The organism is Reyranella aquatilis (genome assembly GCF_020880995.1).
Lineage (GTDB): Bacteria > Pseudomonadota > Alphaproteobacteria > Reyranellales > Reyranellaceae > Reyranella > Reyranella aquatilis.
On the sequence record NZ_JAJISD010000008.1, the window covers coordinates 135,001 to 150,098 of the forward strand.

At 66.4% G+C, this 15,098-nt stretch carries 17 protein-coding genes; 10 read left to right on the plus strand and 7 right to left on the minus strand.

What is annotated here, in order from left to right; all coding sequences use genetic code 11:
• Nucleotides 1-3: 3 nt before the first annotated feature.
• Nucleotides 4-879 carry a branched-chain amino acid ABC transporter permease gene (locus LJ725_RS18790; RefSeq protein WP_230552188.1) on the minus strand — a complete coding sequence of 292 codons (876 nt, stop codon included), beginning with the start codon at nucleotides 877-879 and terminating at the stop codon, nucleotides 4-6.
• Between the two features lie 141 nt (nucleotides 880-1,020).
• Between LJ725_RS18790 and LJ725_RS18795 the strand changes: the two genes are divergently transcribed.
• Genes LJ725_RS18795 through LJ725_RS18805 form a run of 3 tightly spaced genes read left to right on the plus strand, consistent with a single transcriptional unit; the run spans nucleotide 1,021 to nucleotide 3,116 of the window.
• Nucleotides 1,021-2,193, plus strand: coding sequence for an acyl-CoA dehydrogenase family protein (locus tag LJ725_RS18795; RefSeq protein ID WP_230552189.1), 1,173 nt, complete (start codon nucleotides 1,021-1,023; stop codon nucleotides 2,191-2,193).
• Nucleotides 2,194-2,658 carry a PaaI family thioesterase gene (locus LJ725_RS18800; RefSeq protein WP_230552190.1) on the plus strand — a complete coding sequence of 155 codons (465 nt, stop codon included), beginning with the start codon at nucleotides 2,194-2,196 and terminating at the stop codon, nucleotides 2,656-2,658.
• Nucleotides 2,655-3,116 (plus strand): PaaI family thioesterase, encoded by a 462-nt coding sequence (locus tag LJ725_RS18805; RefSeq protein WP_068199910.1) that lies wholly within the window; start codon nucleotides 2,655-2,657, stop codon nucleotides 3,114-3,116. The genes LJ725_RS18800 and LJ725_RS18805 overlap by 4 nt, the downstream gene beginning before the upstream one ends.
• Before the next feature lie 126 nt (nucleotides 3,117-3,242).
• Here LJ725_RS18805 and LJ725_RS18810 read toward each other — a convergent pair whose 3' ends face one another.
• The gene (locus tag LJ725_RS18810; protein WP_230552191.1) at nucleotides 3,243-3,740 is read right to left on the minus strand and encodes an SRPBCC domain-containing protein; all 498 of its coding nucleotides are present in this window, start codon (nucleotides 3,738-3,740) and stop codon (nucleotides 3,243-3,245) included.
• Between the two features lie 38 nt (nucleotides 3,741-3,778).
• On the opposite strand from LJ725_RS18810, the gene LJ725_RS18815 reads away from it, so the two are divergent.
• The 4 genes from LJ725_RS18815 to LJ725_RS18830 all read left to right on the plus strand — a co-directional run bounded on the left by LJ725_RS18815 (nucleotide 3,779) and on the right by LJ725_RS18830 (nucleotide 7,911).
• On the plus strand, nucleotides 3,779-4,519 hold the full coding sequence (locus tag LJ725_RS18815; RefSeq protein WP_230552192.1) for a transglutaminase-like domain-containing protein: 741 nt from the start codon (nucleotides 3,779-3,781) through the stop codon (nucleotides 4,517-4,519).
• On the plus strand, nucleotides 4,516-5,730 hold the full coding sequence (locus tag LJ725_RS18820) for a multidrug effflux MFS transporter (protein WP_230552193.1): 1,215 nt from the start codon (nucleotides 4,516-4,518) through the stop codon (nucleotides 5,728-5,730). Before LJ725_RS18815 ends, LJ725_RS18820 begins: the two co-directional genes overlap by 4 nt.
• A gap of 19 nt (nucleotides 5,731-5,749) precedes the next feature.
• Nucleotides 5,750-6,673, plus strand: coding sequence for an SDR family NAD(P)-dependent oxidoreductase (locus tag LJ725_RS18825; protein ID WP_230552194.1), 924 nt, complete (start codon nucleotides 5,750-5,752; stop codon nucleotides 6,671-6,673).
• A 77-nt stretch (nucleotides 6,674-6,750) separates the two neighbouring features.
• On the plus strand, nucleotides 6,751-7,911 hold the full coding sequence (locus LJ725_RS18830; RefSeq protein WP_230552195.1) for a M20 family metallopeptidase: 1,161 nt from the start codon (nucleotides 6,751-6,753) through the stop codon (nucleotides 7,909-7,911).
• Nucleotides 7,912-8,014: 103 nt separating this feature from the next.
• Here the strand turns inward: LJ725_RS18830 and LJ725_RS18835 are convergent, their stop codons facing one another.
• Together LJ725_RS18835 and LJ725_RS18840 are read right to left on the minus strand one after the other, a co-directional pair.
• Nucleotides 8,015-8,629, minus strand: a complete 615-nt coding sequence (locus tag LJ725_RS18835) for an NAD(P)-dependent oxidoreductase (protein ID WP_230552196.1) — start codon at nucleotides 8,627-8,629, stop codon at nucleotides 8,015-8,017.
• Nucleotides 8,626-9,525 (minus strand): alpha/beta fold hydrolase, encoded by a 900-nt coding sequence (locus tag LJ725_RS18840; protein ID WP_230552197.1) that lies wholly within the window; start codon nucleotides 9,523-9,525, stop codon nucleotides 8,626-8,628. The genes LJ725_RS18835 and LJ725_RS18840 overlap by 4 nt, the downstream gene beginning before the upstream one ends.
• A gap of 65 nt (nucleotides 9,526-9,590) precedes the next feature.
• Here LJ725_RS18840 and LJ725_RS18845 point away from each other — a divergent pair, with 65 nt between their 5' ends.
• Nucleotides 9,591-10,556, plus strand: a complete 966-nt coding sequence (locus LJ725_RS18845) for a fatty acid desaturase family protein (RefSeq protein WP_230552198.1) — start codon at nucleotides 9,591-9,593, stop codon at nucleotides 10,554-10,556.
• Between the two features lie 69 nt (nucleotides 10,557-10,625).
• Here LJ725_RS18845 and LJ725_RS18850 read toward each other — a convergent pair whose 3' ends face one another.
• The 3 genes from LJ725_RS18850 to LJ725_RS18860 all read right to left on the minus strand — a co-directional run bounded on the left by LJ725_RS18850 (nucleotide 10,626) and on the right by LJ725_RS18860 (nucleotide 13,200).
• Nucleotides 10,626-11,183, minus strand: coding sequence for a hypothetical protein (locus LJ725_RS18850; RefSeq protein WP_230552199.1), 558 nt, complete (start codon nucleotides 11,181-11,183; stop codon nucleotides 10,626-10,628).
• A gap of 113 nt (nucleotides 11,184-11,296) precedes the next feature.
• Nucleotides 11,297-12,598 (minus strand): aspartate aminotransferase family protein, encoded by a 1,302-nt coding sequence (locus tag LJ725_RS18855; RefSeq protein ID WP_230552200.1) that lies wholly within the window; start codon nucleotides 12,596-12,598, stop codon nucleotides 11,297-11,299.
• The gene (locus LJ725_RS18860; protein WP_230552201.1) at nucleotides 12,595-13,200 is read right to left on the minus strand and encodes a 2-hydroxychromene-2-carboxylate isomerase; all 606 of its coding nucleotides are present in this window, start codon (nucleotides 13,198-13,200) and stop codon (nucleotides 12,595-12,597) included. Before LJ725_RS18860 ends, LJ725_RS18855 begins: the two co-directional genes overlap by 4 nt.
• A gap of 92 nt (nucleotides 13,201-13,292) precedes the next feature.
• On the opposite strand from LJ725_RS18860, the gene LJ725_RS18865 reads away from it, so the two are divergent.
• Both LJ725_RS18865 and LJ725_RS18870 read left to right on the plus strand, forming a co-directional pair.
• Entirely contained in the window at nucleotides 13,293-14,057 is a 765-nt protein-coding gene (locus tag LJ725_RS18865) for a glutamine amidotransferase-related protein (RefSeq protein WP_230552202.1), read from the plus strand.
• Between the two features lie 79 nt (nucleotides 14,058-14,136).
• The gene (locus LJ725_RS18870) at nucleotides 14,137-15,096 is read left to right on the plus strand and encodes an SPFH domain-containing protein (protein ID WP_230552409.1); all 960 of its coding nucleotides are present in this window, start codon (nucleotides 14,137-14,139) and stop codon (nucleotides 15,094-15,096) included.
• Nucleotides 15,097-15,098 lie beyond the last annotated feature (2 nt).

Here is a 15,098-nt window from a genome sequence, read left to right on the forward strand (position 1 = left end):
GGCTCAGACCTTCTTGCGCATGCTGGGACCGAACAGCCCGTGCGGTCGCACCAGCAGGACGATCAGGAGCACGACGTAGGGGGCGACGTCCTTCCAGCCCTGCGGCAGGTAGAAGCCGGCCAGCGTCTCGATCACGCCGATGATCAGGCCACCGATCAGCGCGCCGGGGATCGAGCCGAAGCCGCCCAGCACGGCCGCCGGAAAGGCCTTGAGGCCGAGGGCGAGGCCGACGTTGGAATGGATGAAGGTGATGGGCGCCAGCAGCACCCCCGCCGTCGCCGCAACCGCGGCGCTGATCGCCCAGATCAGCGAGACCACGCGCTTGACTGGGATGCCCATGTAATAGGCAGCCAGCATGTTCTCCGAGGTGGCGCGCATCGCGGTGCCGAGCCGCGTGTAGTTGAAGAAGGCATAGAGCACGACACAGAGGATGACGGTGGCCACGATCACGGAGAGCTTGTCGTGCGCGATCACGAGGTCGCCGAGCTTCAGAACGCCGGTCGAGAAGGGGGTCTCGATCTTGAGGTCGTCGGTGCCCCAGATCATGCCGGCCACGGAGCGCAGGAAGTAGCCGAGACCGATCGTCGCCATGACGATGGAGAATTGTGGGTAGCCAAGTATGGGCCGGATCAGGATTCGCTCGGTGGCCATGCCGAACACGGCCATGCCGCAGACGGCAAAAAGGAAACCGAGCCAGTAGTCGAGGCCGACGAGCCCGATGAAGGTAAAGACGAAGAACCCGCCCAGCATCATCAGGTCGCCCTGGGCGAAATTCACGACTTCCGTCGCCTTGTAGATGAGCACGAAGCCCAGCGCGATCAGGCCGTAGACGCAGCCGAGAGCGATTCCGCTCACCAGCTGCTGGATGAAATCGAGCATTCCCCTACCCTGTAAACCGGCCGTTTAATGGCTTCGTGTTCAACTCGAATCATAAGACATGGCCGCCCTGAGGAGAGTCAATGGATTTTCGCTCAGTGCAATGTACTGTTCGCAGATCAAGCGCTGTCACCGGAGATTACCATGTCGCTCGCCGAGCAGGCCCTTCCGTCGGGGAGGCCGCCGTCGCCGTTCTATACCGAGGAGCACGAGGCCTTCCGGAGCACAGTCCGCCGGTTCGTCGAGCGCGAGATCATGCCCCATGTCGACCAGTGGGACGAGGCGGAGGAGTTCCCGCGCGAACTTTTCCGCAAGGCATCCGCTGCAGGGCTGATGCAGCTCGGCTTCCCGGAGGCCTATGGCGGCGTCCCGACCGACCCCTTCTTCGGGATCGTCAAGGCCGAGGAGATGGCGCGCCATGGCAGCGGCGGGCTCAATGCCAGCCTCAACAGCCACACGATCGGCTCCCCGCCCATCGCCGCGCTCGGCCCGGAATGGATGAAGCGCAAGGTGCTGCCCGAGGTGCTGGCCGGCGAGAAGATCAGCGCGCTCGCCATCACCGAGCCCAGTGGCGGCTCCGACGTCGCGAACCTCAGGACCACGGCGCGGCGCGAGGGTGACCACTACGTCGTCAACGGCTCGAAGATGTTCATCACCTCCGGGATGCGCGCCGACTACTACACGGTCGCCGTCCGCACCGGCGGGCCGGGCGCGGGCGGCGTCTCGCTGCTGCTGATCGAGCGCGACCGCGAGGGCTTCGCCCGCTCCAAGCTCAAGAAGATGGGCTGGTGGGCCTCCGACACCGCCCAGCTCTTCTTCGACAATGTCAGGGTTCCGGTCGAGAACCTGATCGGCGAGGAGAATCGCGGCTTCATCGGCATCATGCTGAACTTCAACTCCGAGCGGCTGGGCATGTCGGCCGGCGCCTGCGGCTACGCCAAGGTCTGCCTCGACGAGGCGATCGCCTACGCCCGCGAGCGACATACCTTCGGCAAGCCGCTGATCGCCAACCAGGTGGTGCGCCACCGGCTGGTCGACATGGCGATGCGCATCAACGCCGTGAAGTCGACGCTCGAACTCCTTGCCTACAGGGTCGGGCAGGGCGAGAAGCCGGTCGCCGAGATCTGCATGCTGAAGAACCTGGCGACCTCGACGATGGAGTTCTGCGCCAACGAGGCGATGCAGATCTTCGGCGGCGCGGGCTACCTGCGCGGGGCCAAGGTCGAGCGCATCTATCGCGAGACCAAGGTCATGTCGATCGGCGGCGGCTCGACCGAGATCATGAAGGATCTCGCCGCCCGCCAGATGGGGCTCTAGATGGACAAGGACGCGCGCATCGCGCTTTTCCAGCAGTGGTTCTCGGACAATATCCCGCACAGCAAGGCGCTGGGACTGAAGGTGATCGGCGCCTCGCGTGGCTTCGCCTCGATGCAGCTCGAATGGCGTGAGGAACTCGTGGGCAATCCCGAGACCGGCGTATTGGCGGGCGGACCGCTCACCGCCATGCTCGACGGCTGCTGTGGCATGTCGGTCGCCACCATGCTGAAGGCGCCCGAACCCTTCGCGACCCTCGACCTGCGCATCGACTATGTGCGGCCGGCGGAGCCCGGCAAGCCCGTGATCGCCGAGGCCGAGTGCTATCGCATCACCCGGTCGGTCGCCTTCACGCGCGCCTTCGCCCATCACGGCGACGCCAAGGATCCGATCGCGGCCGCGGCCGGCACCTTCATGCTGGGCACCAAGGGCAAGCCGACGCGGCCGCCGCTGGGAGACAAGTCATGAGCGCGCTGCTCGAACGTCTTGCCGAGGCCCGCAAGGAGGGTAACGTCGCCCGCCTGGCCGAGGCGATCCCCTATGCGCGCTGGATGCAGATCGCGCCGGAGAACGGTACCGGCGAGCTGCTGACCCGCATGCGCTTTCACCCGGAGCTGATCGGCAACACCTTCCTCCCGGCGATCCACGGCGGCACCCTGGGCGCGATGCTCGAGATGGCGGCGATCTTCCATCTCCTGTGGGAGACGGAGACCGAGACGGTGCCGAAGATCGTCAACATCACCGTCGACTACCTGCGCTCGGCCCGCCCGGTGGACGTGATCGCCTGCGCCAAGGTGACGAAGCAAGGGCGGCGAATGGTGAATGTCTTCGCCGAAGCATGGCAGGAGGACCGCTCCCGACCCGTGGCGACGGCCAACGCCCACTTCCTGGTAAAGTCCGACGCCGACGCTCCGCCGTCGCTTTAGGTGTCGCGGTCGTTCTGAGAGAAGCGCCGAAGGTCCTGTCCTGGCTTCAACGCTTTCTGCGCTGGAAAAGAGGTCCTTCGACTGCGCCGCCCTCGGGGCGGCTCCGTTCAGGACCACGGATGCAGGTCACCCCAGCGGGTTGCTGAGATCCACACCGTAGTGCCGGGCACTACTCGCCATGTAGTGGTCGCGTCCGTGCACCGGCTCGCCGCGGACCGCGGCATCGACCATGTCGATGAAGGTGTGCCAGCCCATCGCGTTGAGCTTCACGAAAGACTCCAGGACCGGCAGGTGCTCCAGGGTGAAGACAGTGCCCTCGGCCGCCGCCGCGAGAGTCAGGATCACGTAGGACTCGGGGTAGGGCGACATGGCGTCACCCGAATTGTACACGTTCCATGTGTAGGCCAGCCGGCCCGGCGGCTGCCATTGCGTGACGACGCCGCGAATGTGACCGCCCATTAGCGACACGGCGCCGCCCACTCTGGGTTCGATCCGCCCGTCGCCGTACCAGCCGGGCAGTCGGCCGGGGTCCGCCAGGAAGCCCCAGGCCTGCGCCGGCAGGCAGGGGAGGAGCCTTTCGAAGCGCACCATATGCGCATGGGTGAATTGCGCGCCGTCGCTCATGGACTTTCCCGCCTCTTGCCTTAAAGGAATTGCCGCAGATGGATTACGATTCCCTCAAGACCGTGAGCGACGACGTCGTTCGCGACGGCGCCAGCTTCGAGGCCTATCGGCAATCGGGTGATCTGATCGATTCACAACACCCGACAATCGTGGCCTATGCAAGGCGCGTGGCCGGCAATGGCAGTGACCGTGAGAAGGCGCTGCGCCTCTATTACGCCGTGCGCGACGAGCTGCGCTATGATCCCTACAACACGCCGATGCGGCGGGAAGCCTATCGCGCCAGCGCAACCGTCGAGGCGGGGCACGGATACTGCGTGAACAAGGCGGGCGTGCTGGCCGCGGTCTGTCGCGCCGCCGGAATTCCCGCGCGTCTGGGCTATGCCGACGTGCGCAATCACATGACGACGCAGCGGCTCTCGGAACTGATGGGCAGCGACGTCTTCCACTATCACGGCTATACCGACGTCTGGCTGGACGGGCGCTGGATCAAGGCGACGCCCGCATTCAACCGCGAGCTCACCGACAAGTTCGGCCTGAAGCCGCTCGACTGGGACGCCGTGGGCGATTCGATCTACCACCCGTTCGACCTGAGCGGGCGGCGTCACATGGAATACCTCGCCTATCGCGGCGTCTTCGCCGACATCCCGTTCGACGAGATCCGGGACGCCTTCCGCCACTACTACCCGCGCCTGTCGAAGGCGCAGGAGGAGATGGCGCCCGGGGGAGATTTCGGTGCCGAGGGCGCGGCAGAATCAGGGATCGGGGCAAAGACCACGTGAACCTCGCACCGCGGTCGCCCGCCTACATTGCCCTGCTGGTGGCGCTGGGCAGTTTCGGCCCGCTCACGATGAGCATCTACACGCCGGTCATGCCGTCGGTCGGTCACGAACTGCTGGCGACGCCGGAGAACGTTAAGCTGACGCTCACGACCTACATGCTGGGCTTCGCCGTGGGCCAGCTGTTCTACGGGCCGCTCAGCGACCGCTTCGGGCGGCGGCCGGTCCTGCTGGGCGGGCTGCTGTTCTTCACGATCACGAGCTTCGCCTGTTCCTTCGCTCCCTCGATCGGCGGGCTGATCGGCCTGCGCATCCTGCAGGGGCTGGGCGCGGCGTCGGGATCGGTGCTGGGCCGGGCGCTGACGCGCGACGCCTACACGTTCAAGGAAATGCCGCTGGTCATGAGCTGGATCTCGCTCGGCCAGAACATCGCACCCTCCCTGGCGCCGACCGTCGGCGGCTTCCTCGGCGAATGGGCGAGCTGGCGCGCGACCTTCTGGTTCGTGGGCGGCTTCGGCTCGATCCTGTTTCTGGTCACGCTCGCGGGCCTTCGCGAGACCAACAAGTTCCGCAGCGAGCGCATCGACCTGTCGAGTCTGCTGCGCGGATCGGGGGAGATGCTGCGCGACCGCCGCTTCCTCGGCCACATCCTGCCGCTGGGTTTTGCCTTCGCGATGAACTTCGGGATGCTGGCCGGTGTGCCCTTCGTGCTGCAGGAGAGCATGGGATTCAGCCCGCGCGAGTTCGGCCTGATCGTGTTGCTCTCGGTCGGTGGCTTCACGCTGGGCACCTTCGTGAACAACCGGCTGGTAGGCCGCGTCGCACCGGTCGATATCATCATGTTTTCCGGTTGGTTCCACGTTGCGGCACTGGTCGGCATGGCGGCTCTTTCGCTCTCCGGCATCGTCACCTGGTGGGCCATCGTCGGGCCCCACATGCTGTTGAGCTTCGGCACCGGCATGATCGTGGCCAACGCCAATGCCGGTGCCGTGGGCATGTATCCGAGACTGGCGGGCACGGCCTCGTCGCTGGCTGGCCTCGCCCAGATGGGCATGGGCGCGATGGGTACCGTCGCCGTCGCGGCGCTCTCGGTCGTCGGCAGCCGCTACATCGCGATGCCGATGGTGATCGGACTGGCGCCCTTCGCCGTCGCGACGGTGCTGAGCGCGCGGTTGTTGCGCGGCGAGCCGCGGACACCGAAACTGGATCAATAGAAGAGGGAGAGAGAAGACAATGGCGAACATGCTGAAGGACAAGGTCGTGCTGGTCACCGGCGCGGGCGGCGGCATCGGCCGCGAGATGGCGCTGCTGGCGGCCAAGGAAGGCGCCAAGGTCGTGGTCAACGATCTCGGCGGCGCGGTCGACGGCGAGGGCAGCGGCAGCGCGACGGCGGCCGAGAAGGTCTGCGCCGAAATCGCGGCGGCCGGCGGCCAGGCCGTGCCGAATGGCGACAGCGTCGCGGATCCGGCCGGCGCGGAGCGCATGGTCAAGGCGGCGGTCGAGAATTTCGGCCGCATCGACGGCGTCATCAACAATGCCGGCATCCTGCGCGACCGCATCTTCCATCGCATGAGCCACATGGACTGGAAGATGGTGATCGACGTCCATCTCAACGGCTCGTTCAACACCAGCCGCGCCGCCGCCAACTACTTCAAGGAACAGAAGTCGGGCGCGTTCGTGCACTTCACCTCGACCTCCGGCCTCGTCGGCAACTTCGGCCAGGCCAACTATTCGGCGGCCAAGATGGGTATCATCGGCCTGTCGCGCTCGATCGCGCTCGACATGGCGGCGTTCAATGTCCGCTCGAACTGCATCTCGCCGTTCGCCTGGACGCGCATGATCGGCACCATCCCCGCCGACACCGAGGCGCAGAAGGCGCGCCTGGAGCGCTCCAAGAAGATGACGCCGGCCAAGATCGCGCCGATGGCCGTCTACCTGCTGTCCGATTCGGCGCAGGAGCAGGGCATCACCTCGCAGATCTTCGGTGTGCGCATGAACGAGATCATGCTGTTCAACGCCAACCGCCCGGTACGCTCCGTGCATAACTCCGAGGGCTGGACCCTTGAGGACATCGCCGAGCACGCCGTGCCGTCCATGAAGCCCTACTTCACCGACATGAAGCGCTCGCCCGAGTACTTCACCTGGGATCCGATCTAGGTCCCAGACGCCAACAGCCCCTCATCCCGCGAAGGTAACGCCTTTGCGGGATGAGGTTCGCCAACCGGAGTTGAGACATGGCCGCCGAGAGCATGAAGAACGAGCCCAAGATCGATCCCAAGGAGATCCTCGAAGGGATCGTCGAATGGATCGAGATCGAGAGCCCGAGCCACGACGCGAAGGCGGTCAATCTCATGGTCGACAAGGTCGAGGGCCAGTTCCGCGACCTCGGTCTCAACCTCGACCGCACGCCGGGATGCGACGGCTTCGGCGACATCCTTGAAGCCAGGACCCCGGCCGAATGGAGCACGGGGCAGGGCAAGGGCATCCTGGTCCTCGCCCACCTCGATACGGTGCATCCGCTGGGGATGAAGGAGAAGGAGCTGAAGATCCGCCAGGAAGGCGACAGCGTCTTCGGCCCCGGCATCTATGACATGAAGGCGGGCGGCTACATCGCCTACTACGCGCTGCGCCACCTGATTCGCCAGGGCAAGCGCACCAAGCTGCCGGTGACCTTCCTGTTCATTCCCGAGGAAGAGGTCGGCAGCCCGACCTCGCGTGCCCGTATCGAGGAAGCCGCCCGGGGCCACAAATACGCGCTGGTCATGGAGCCGGGCCGCGACGGCGACAAGGTCGTGACCTCGCGCAAGGGCGTCGGCCGCTTCACGCTAACGGCCAAGGGCCGCGCCGCCCACGCTGGCGTGCGCCACGAGGACGGCCGCAGCGCCATCCTCGAGATCGCCCGCCAGATCGTGCGCATCGAGGAGAAGACCGACTATGCGCGGGGCATCACCTGCAACGTCGGCCTGATCCGCGGCGGCTCGGGCGTCAACGTGACGCCGGCCGAGTGCTCGATCGACGTCGACCTGCGCGTGCCCAGCATGCAGCTCGCCGAGGAGATGACGCACTGGTTCCTGAACCTCGAGCCGATCGGCAAGGAAGTCGAGCTGACGGTCGAGGGCGGCATGAACCGGCCGCCCTATCAGAAGGATGCGGGCATCACCGCTCTCTTCCAGAAGGCGCAGGCGATCTATCGCGAACTCGGCAAGGAATTGAACGACGTGCCGCTGACCGGCGGCGGCAGCGACGGCAACTTCACAGCGGCACTCGGCATTCCGACGCTCGACGGTCTCGGCGCCGACGGCAAGGGCGCCCACGCGATCACTGAGCAGATCTATTTCTCGTCGCTGCAGCCGCGCACCTACCTGTGCGCGCGCCTGCTGGAGACGCTGGAGTAGGGCCGCACGTCTTCCCGAGCCGAGCGAAGGACCTCGCCTGGCAGGCAGCCGACTGCGTTGCGAACGGGAGATTCCTCGCCGCGCTCAGGATGACGGCACTGCCTCAGTATGCCGCCGTGAAGCGCTTGCGGAGATGCTTGGGCTTCTCGATCTCGTTCACGATGGCGACCGCGAAGTCCTCCCGGCTGATCCGGCTCTCGCCGTTCTTGTCTTCCAGCAGCTGATCCTTGCCGAGCCGGAACTTGCCGGTGCGGTCGCCAGGCTGGATCGAGGCCGGCGGCGAGATCGCCGTCCAGTCGAGGTCCTTGATCTTGCGCACCTCCTCCAGCGCCAGGGATGCGGGCTTGGAGGTCGGCGGCTGGATGCCGCGATCGGCCATGTGGTCGAGATGGGTGCGGCCGTCGGCGCGCAGAAGGCTTCCGGCGCCGACCACGAACAGGACGCGCTTCACGCCGCTCTTCCGCACCGCGTCGAGAACATGATGGACGCTGGCTTCGTTCCACTTCACGGAGGCGACGACGATGTCGTGACCCTTCAGGATCGCCGCCATCGACTCCGCGTCGGTGGTGCTGCCCTGCTTGACGGTCATGCCCGGCCGCGGCTTCAGCTTCGAGGCGTCGCGGGTGATGGCGGTGACGCTGTGCTTTCGGGACAGCGCCTCGTCGAGGACATGGCTGCCGATGTTGCCCGTGGAGCCGATGAGGGCGATGGTGGTCATTGTGGCGTTTCCTTCATGAGATCGCGCAGAGCCGCGACCGTCTCGGCCGGCGCCTCCTGGGGGACGTTGTGGCCGATGTGCGGCAGCATGCGCCGCTCGTATCCGCCGGTAAACTTGTCGGCCTGCCCGTCGCGATCCGACGCGGGGCCGACGCCGTCCGCCGCACCGTGCAGGTTGATGGTGGGCACCCGGATGACCGGCTGCTTCGCCAGCTGTGCCTCGAGTGGCTCCAGCAGCGGATCGCCCTTGGCATAGCCGTAGCGGTGCCGATAGGACTGGATCACCACGTCGACGAAGTCGGGATTGTCGAACGACGATGCCGTCCTCTCGAATGTCGCCTCGTCGAACGTCCATTCCGGCGACCACAGCTTCCACAGCAGCCGGCAGACGTCGCGGCGGTTCTTGGTGAGGCCCGCGCGGCCGCGCTCCGTGTTGAAGTAGTACTGGTACCAGAGCCGGTGCTCGGCGGCCGCCGGTGCCGGTTCCACCGACGCGGCGATGTTCTGCAGATTGTAGCCGGTGCAGCTCACGAGGCAGCGCACGCGCTCGGGCCAGAGGGCGGAGACGATGCAGGCCGCCCGGCCGCCCCAGTCGTAGCCTGCCAGCGCCGCGCGCTCGATGCCGAGGGCTTTCATGAACTGGCGCAGGTCGTGGCCGAGGGCCGCCTGCTCGCCCGAGCGCAGGGTGTCGGGCGACAGGAAACGCGTGGGACCGTAGCCCCGCAGATAGGGGACGAGGACACGGTTGCCGTCGGCCGCCAGCGCCGGCGCGACCTCGTCGTAGGCGCGCACGTCGTAGGGGAAGCCGTGCAGCAGGATCACCGGCGCGCCGTCGGGCGGGCCGTGCTCCTCGTACGTGACGTCGAGGACGTCGGTGCGGACGGTATTGCGGTGCATGTGCTGACATATAGCCGTCCCCGCGCGGCGTTGACAGTCGCCCGTGCCGCGCCCAGCCTTTCGGGATGAGCCGGATCGGCGATTTCCTCACCCTGGAACAGATGCGGCGCCTCGGGGCCAGATCGAACCTCATGGGCGCGCTGCTGGTCCTGCACGCCTGGGCGCTGATCGGGTGCGGCATGGCGCTGTTCGCCTGGTGGCCCAATCCGTTCACCTTCCTGCTCGGTGTGATGGTGATCGGCGGCCGCCAACTCGGCATTGCGATCCTGATGCACGACGCGGCGCACGGTCTGCTGTTCGCCGACCGCCGCCTCAACGACTGGGTCGGAAGCTGGCTCTGCGCGTTCCCGGTGTTCACCAGTCTCACGCTCTATCGGCCCTATCACCTGCAGCATCACCGCTTCACCCAGCAGCCTCAGGATCCCGATCTCGGCCTGTCGGCGGCTTTCCCGACCAGCCGCACGAGCCTGCGGCGCAAGATCGTGCGCGATCTCACGGGACAGACCGCGTTCCTGCGGCGCGGCGAGCAGCTTCGTCGTGCGCTCGGCCCCGCGGACGCGCCGATCGCCACTCAACTCGGCAACCTGTGGCGCCGGGAGAAGGGGCCGCTGGTCGCGAACGCCGTCCTGCTCGTGGGGCTGTCGGCCATCGGTTACTGGTGGCTGTATCCGGTGATGTGGCTGCTGCCGCTCGCCACCTGGTACCAGCTCGTGAGCCGGATCCGGAACATCGCCGAGCATGCCGTGGTGCCGGACAACGACGATCCTCTCCGCAACACCCGGACGACCCACGCCAACCCGTTGATGCGGCTGCTGGTGGCGCCCTATTGGGTGAACTACCACCTCGAGCATCACCTGTTCATGTTCGTGCCGTGCTGGCGCCTGCCGCAGGCGCACCGGGCCCTGATCGAGGCCGGTCGCGGCCCGTCGATGGAGTTGAAGCCCGGCTATCTCGCCGTCCTGAAGGCGGCGACGACAGGCGCGTCGCCGGGTGGCCGCGGCTCCGGCGAGCGAATGGCCCAGCACATCTGATCGATCCGTCAAAGAAAAAGGCGGTCCCTGGGGACCGCCTTTCGATTCTTTCCGTTTCGCCCGTCTTCTCTACTGAGCCGGGCAGGGGAAGATGTTCATCTCCGGGCCCAGATCGTACGGCGGCGGCACCTGCGACAGCGCCGTGACCTTCGGGTCCATCGCCCAGTCGAAGGCGCGCTTGCCGCGCGAGCAGAATTCCTTGTCGGTCGGGGCGCGCTGCGCCGTGCGGTTGGCGATCTCGGTCACCAGCACGTCGGTGTTGAAGCGCTTGCGGCCGGCCATCTGCGAGAGCGAGCGGGCATTGGTCGCGAACTCGGCTTTGAACTTGTTCACGAAGTCGGCGTAGACCGTCTCGTAGGCGCGGCGTCCGCCGGGGCCCTGGCACTGCAGCGTCACGACCTGCAGTTCCTGCTGCACCATGCGGGCGCGAACGATCGACAGGTCGGCTTCATTGTAGCAGATGGCCCGGATCTGGCCCGCCGGAGGCGAGGGCGGAACGGGCGCCTGGTAGTCGGCTGCCGGGGGCTTCACGGGCGCCGCCGCGGTCTTGGTCTGGCCAAGCGTGCAGCCTCCCAGGGCCAGGATACTGCCCGCAAGAATTGCCGCCTGTGTAAGCCTCTTGAACATCCGCAAACTCCCAACGCCGTTGGCCCGGAAACCGCAGCGGGTACAACAGTTAGACGCCCGTTTCAAATCCAAATACCAGTTGCGGGAGCGGAAGCGCCGAATTGGCTCATTTTTCACTGTAAAGCTTTGGTGAGCGCCCGGTCGAAGATTTCGAGGCCGAGGTCGATTTCCGCTTCGTCCACCGTGAGAGGAGGCGCGATGCGGAAGATGCCGAAGCCGCCTCGAACGGTGCTGGTCATCATTCCCAGTTCCAGGCAGGTGCGGGCCACCTTCTGTGCCAGTTCCGGGTCGGGTGTCCGCGAGCGTCGGTCCTTGACCAGATCGAGGCCCAGCAGCAGCCCTCGTCCGCGAACGTCGCCGATGCAGTCGTAGCGCTGCTGCAATGCCATCAGCCCATCCTTGAGGCGCTTGCCGAGGGTTGCCGCGCGTTCCGTGAACTTATCGCGCAGGATGACCTCCATCACCTTGAGGCCGACGGCGGCGGGCAGGGGATCGGAGGCATGCGTCGTGTAGAACAGGAAGCCGCGCTCGGCCGCCACGTCCTCGATCTCTGGCGTGGTCAGCATGGCGGCGAGCGGCAGGCCGGCGCCCAGGGTCTTGGAAAGGGTGAGATATTGCGGCACCACCCCGTCGCGTTCGCACGCGAACAGTGTGCCGGTTCGGCCGAGGCCGGTCTGCGCCTCGTCGAAGATGAGATGCATGTCGCGCTCGCGGCACTTTTCGGCGAGCGCCGCCATCCAGCCTTCGGGCGGTTCAAGCACGCCGCCGGAACTCAGGATCGGCTCGACGATGCAGGCCGCCAGCGCGCCGCTCGACTGGCGATCGACCAGTTCGAAGCCGAAGTCGAGCTCGCCCTGCCAGTCGTAGGTGCCGCGGTCGTCGATGAAGCGGGAGCGATAGGTGTCGGGGGCGGGCAGGACCAGCGCGCCGGGCTGCAGCGGGCCATAACCCTTGCGGCTCGACGAGTAGGTGGCCGCGGCGGCGCCCCCGGTGACGCCGTGCCAGGAGCGGCTCATGGCCACGATCTCGTGCCGGCCGGTCACCAGCTTGGCCATGCGGAGAGCCGCCTCGTTCGACTCGCCGCCGGTCGAGACCAGCAGCACGCGGTTGAGCCTGCCGGGCGAAACCTTGGCGATCAACGCCGCCAGCTCGACCACGGGCCGCGACAGGATCGTCGAATAGAGATGGTCGAGTTCGCCGATGTAGTGGCGTGCCACCGCGACGATCTCGGGGTGGCTGTGACCCAGGATTGCGCTCATCTGGCCCGACGTGAAGTCGAGGATCCTGCGCCCGTCGGCATCGGTGAAGTAGTTGCCCGCCGCGCTCTCGGCGATCAGCGGCGAGAAGGCGCCGCCGTAGCGCACCAGGTGGGCGTTCGCCTTGGACCAGAAATCGGGATCGGCGTTGCGGCTCATGCGGCCTCCAGGGCGGCCCTGACCAGCGGCATGCGGTCGTTGCCGAAGAACATTTCGTCGCCGACGAAGATCGTCGGGCTGCCGAAACCGCCGCGGGCGATCAGCTCGTCGGTGTTGGCGCGCAGCCGTGCCTTGCAGGACTCCGTTTCGATGCCGGCGAAGAACTGCTGGCGCTCGATGCCGGCGCGCTGGGCGATGTCAGCGAGCACATCTTCGCGGGAAAGGTCGCGGTCGCCGCCCCAATAGGCCTCGAAGGCGGCGGCGGCATAGGGCACGAGCTTGTCCTCGTCGAGCGCGACGAAGGCGCCGCGCATGCATTTGACACTGTTCACCGGGAAAATCGTCGGCGGGAACTTGATGGCGAGCCCGTAGAGGCGGGCCCAGTCCTGCATGTCTTTCAGGGTGTAGGCCTGTTTCCGCGGATTGGGCTTGGCCCGGCTCTCATAGACCGTCTGGTTCACGGCGTTGAACACGCCCCCCACGAGGATGGGCTTCCAGACGATCTCGGCTGCCGTTTCCTGCGCCATGGGCTGGACGGCGTGAAAGGCGAGATAGGTCCACGGGCTGGAACAATCGAAGTAGAAGTCGAGTTTCCGCGCCATTTCGTCTCCCTGGAAGCCGTTCGCCTTGTCGTTGCCACACCTGGCGCATATCTTGCAAATCCATGACGGAACCGGCTGGCCAAAGTAGAGAAATGGGCCCTAAAAAAATTGCCATCGTCGTGCATCAGCAGCATTCGCGGCCCGGACGGGTCGGCGCCCTGCTCGAGAAGCGCGGATACGAACTCCATCGTCTTTGTCCCAATCTGGGCTGCAACCTGCCCGAGGACATGTCCGACTATGCGGGCGTGGTGATCTTCGGCGGACCGATGTCCGCCAACGACTGCGGCACCCTGGCCGGCATCAAGTGCGAACTGGACTGGATTCCGAAGGTGGTCGACGCCGGCGTCCCCTTCCTCGGGCTCTGCCTCGGTGCCCAGCTGCTGACCCGCGCCGCCGGTGGCCGGGTGGGGCCTCACCCCGAAGGCCTGGTCGAGATCGGCTATGTCGATGTCGAACCGACGGAAGCGGGCCGGGCGTGGTTCAGGGGACCGATGAAGGTCTACCAGTGGCATCGGGAAGGCATGACCATTCCGGACTGCTGCGAGTTGCTGGCCACGAACGACCGTTATCCGGTGCAGGGCTTCCAGTGCGGCCCCAACGCCTTCGGCTTCCAGTTCCATCCCGAAGTCACACTGGAGATGAAGAGCATCTGGACGTTGAGCGCGGCCGAGCGGCTGAAGATGCCGGGCGCCCAGCAGCGCGGCGTCCATCTTTCCATGCACGCGCTCTACGATCCGCCGCTCGATCGCTGGATCAACGGCTTCCTCGACCGCTGGCTTGCCACCGATCAGCGGATTTCCGCGCCGTCCGCGAAAGCAGCCGTCTCGTCACCCGAGTTCGCCGCCGCCGCCGACTAGCGGCGCTGCCGGCGGCAGGTTGGTCCCGCGCGCCGGCATGGGCTAGGGTCCCTGTGAAATCCAGGGAGACGCTCAAATGTTGTCCGGTGCGCTGATCTTCGTGTTGGCCGTCGTCCTCGTGGCGCTGGTGCTGGTCTTCGCCGGGGTGAAGACGGTGTCGCAGGGCACCAACTGGACCATCGAGCGGTTCGGCCGCTACACGCGCACCCTGGCGCCCGGCCTGCATTTCATCGTCCCCTTCGTCGACACGGTCGGCCGCAAGATGAACATGCAGGAGAACGTTCTCGACATTCCGGGACAGAAGGTCATCACCAAGGACAACGCCACCGTCCAGGTCGATGCTGTCGCGTTCTACCAGGTCGTCGACGCGGCGCGGGCCGCCTACGAAGTCCAGAACCTCCATCTCGCCATCACCAATCTGGCGCTGACCAACATCCGCTCGGTCATGGGCAACATGGCGCTCGATGAAGCCCTGTCGAAGCGCAACGACATCAACAACACCCTGCTGGCCGTCATCGACCAGGCGACCGGCCCTTGGGGCGTCAAGGTCCTGCGTATCGAGGTCAAGGACATCGCCCCGCCCGACGATATCGTGGTGGCGATGGGGCGGCAGATGAAAGCCGAGCGCGAGAAGCGCGCCACCATCCTCGAGGCCGAGGGCATCCGCGAATCGAGCATCCAGCGCGCCCAGGGCGAGAAGCAGTCGGCCATCCTGACCGCCGAGGGCCGCCGTGAGGCCGCGTTCCGCGACGCGGAGGCTCGCGAGCGCATGGCCGAGGCCGAGGCCCGGGCGACCTCGGTCGTCGCCGCCGCGATCGCCGGCAACGGCGTGCAGGCGACCAACTACTTCCTGGGCACCAAGTACGTCGAGGCTCTGGCCAAGATGGGTTCCAGCACGAATTCCAAGGTGTTCTTCCTGCCCGTCGAGGCGACCGGCGTCATGGCCTCGATCGCGGGCATCGGCGAGCTCGCCAAGGAAGCCCAGGCGCGCGGCGTCGAAGCCACGCGCGCGCGCGGCTCGGTTCCCAACGCGGGCTAGGC

Coding starts and splice junctions, on each gene's coding strand:
- LJ725_RS18790 (WP_230552188.1), bottom strand. CDS start 879: ATGCTCGATTTCATCCAGCAGCTGGTGAGCGGAATCGCTCTCGGCTGC.
- LJ725_RS18795 (WP_230552189.1), top strand. CDS start 1,021: ATGTCGCTCGCCGAGCAGGCCCTTCCGTCGGGGAGGCCGCCGTCGCCG.
- LJ725_RS18800 (WP_230552190.1), top strand. CDS start 2,194: ATGGACAAGGACGCGCGCATCGCGCTTTTCCAGCAGTGGTTCTCGGAC.
- LJ725_RS18805 (WP_068199910.1), top strand. CDS start 2,655: ATGAGCGCGCTGCTCGAACGTCTTGCCGAGGCCCGCAAGGAGGGTAAC.
- LJ725_RS18810 (WP_230552191.1), bottom strand. CDS start 3,740: ATGAGCGACGGCGCGCAATTCACCCATGCGCATATGGTGCGCTTCGAA.
- LJ725_RS18815 (WP_230552192.1), top strand. CDS start 3,779: ATGGATTACGATTCCCTCAAGACCGTGAGCGACGACGTCGTTCGCGAC.
- LJ725_RS18825 (WP_230552194.1), top strand. CDS start 5,750: ATGGCGAACATGCTGAAGGACAAGGTCGTGCTGGTCACCGGCGCGGGC.
- LJ725_RS18830 (WP_230552195.1), top strand. CDS start 6,751: ATGGCCGCCGAGAGCATGAAGAACGAGCCCAAGATCGATCCCAAGGAG.
- LJ725_RS18835 (WP_230552196.1), bottom strand. CDS start 8,629: ATGACCACCATCGCCCTCATCGGCTCCACGGGCAACATCGGCAGCCAT.
- LJ725_RS18840 (WP_230552197.1), bottom strand. CDS start 9,525: ATGCACCGCAATACCGTCCGCACCGACGTCCTCGACGTCACGTACGAG.
- LJ725_RS18845 (WP_230552198.1), top strand. CDS start 9,591: ATGAGCCGGATCGGCGATTTCCTCACCCTGGAACAGATGCGGCGCCTC.
- LJ725_RS18850 (WP_230552199.1), bottom strand. CDS start 11,183: ATGTTCAAGAGGCTTACACAGGCGGCAATTCTTGCGGGCAGTATCCTG.
- LJ725_RS18855 (WP_230552200.1), bottom strand. CDS start 12,598: ATGAGCCGCAACGCCGATCCCGATTTCTGGTCCAAGGCGAACGCCCAC.
- LJ725_RS18860 (WP_230552201.1), bottom strand. CDS start 13,200: ATGGCGCGGAAACTCGACTTCTACTTCGATTGTTCCAGCCCGTGGACC.
- LJ725_RS18865 (WP_230552202.1), top strand. CDS start 13,293: ATGGGCCCTAAAAAAATTGCCATCGTCGTGCATCAGCAGCATTCGCGG.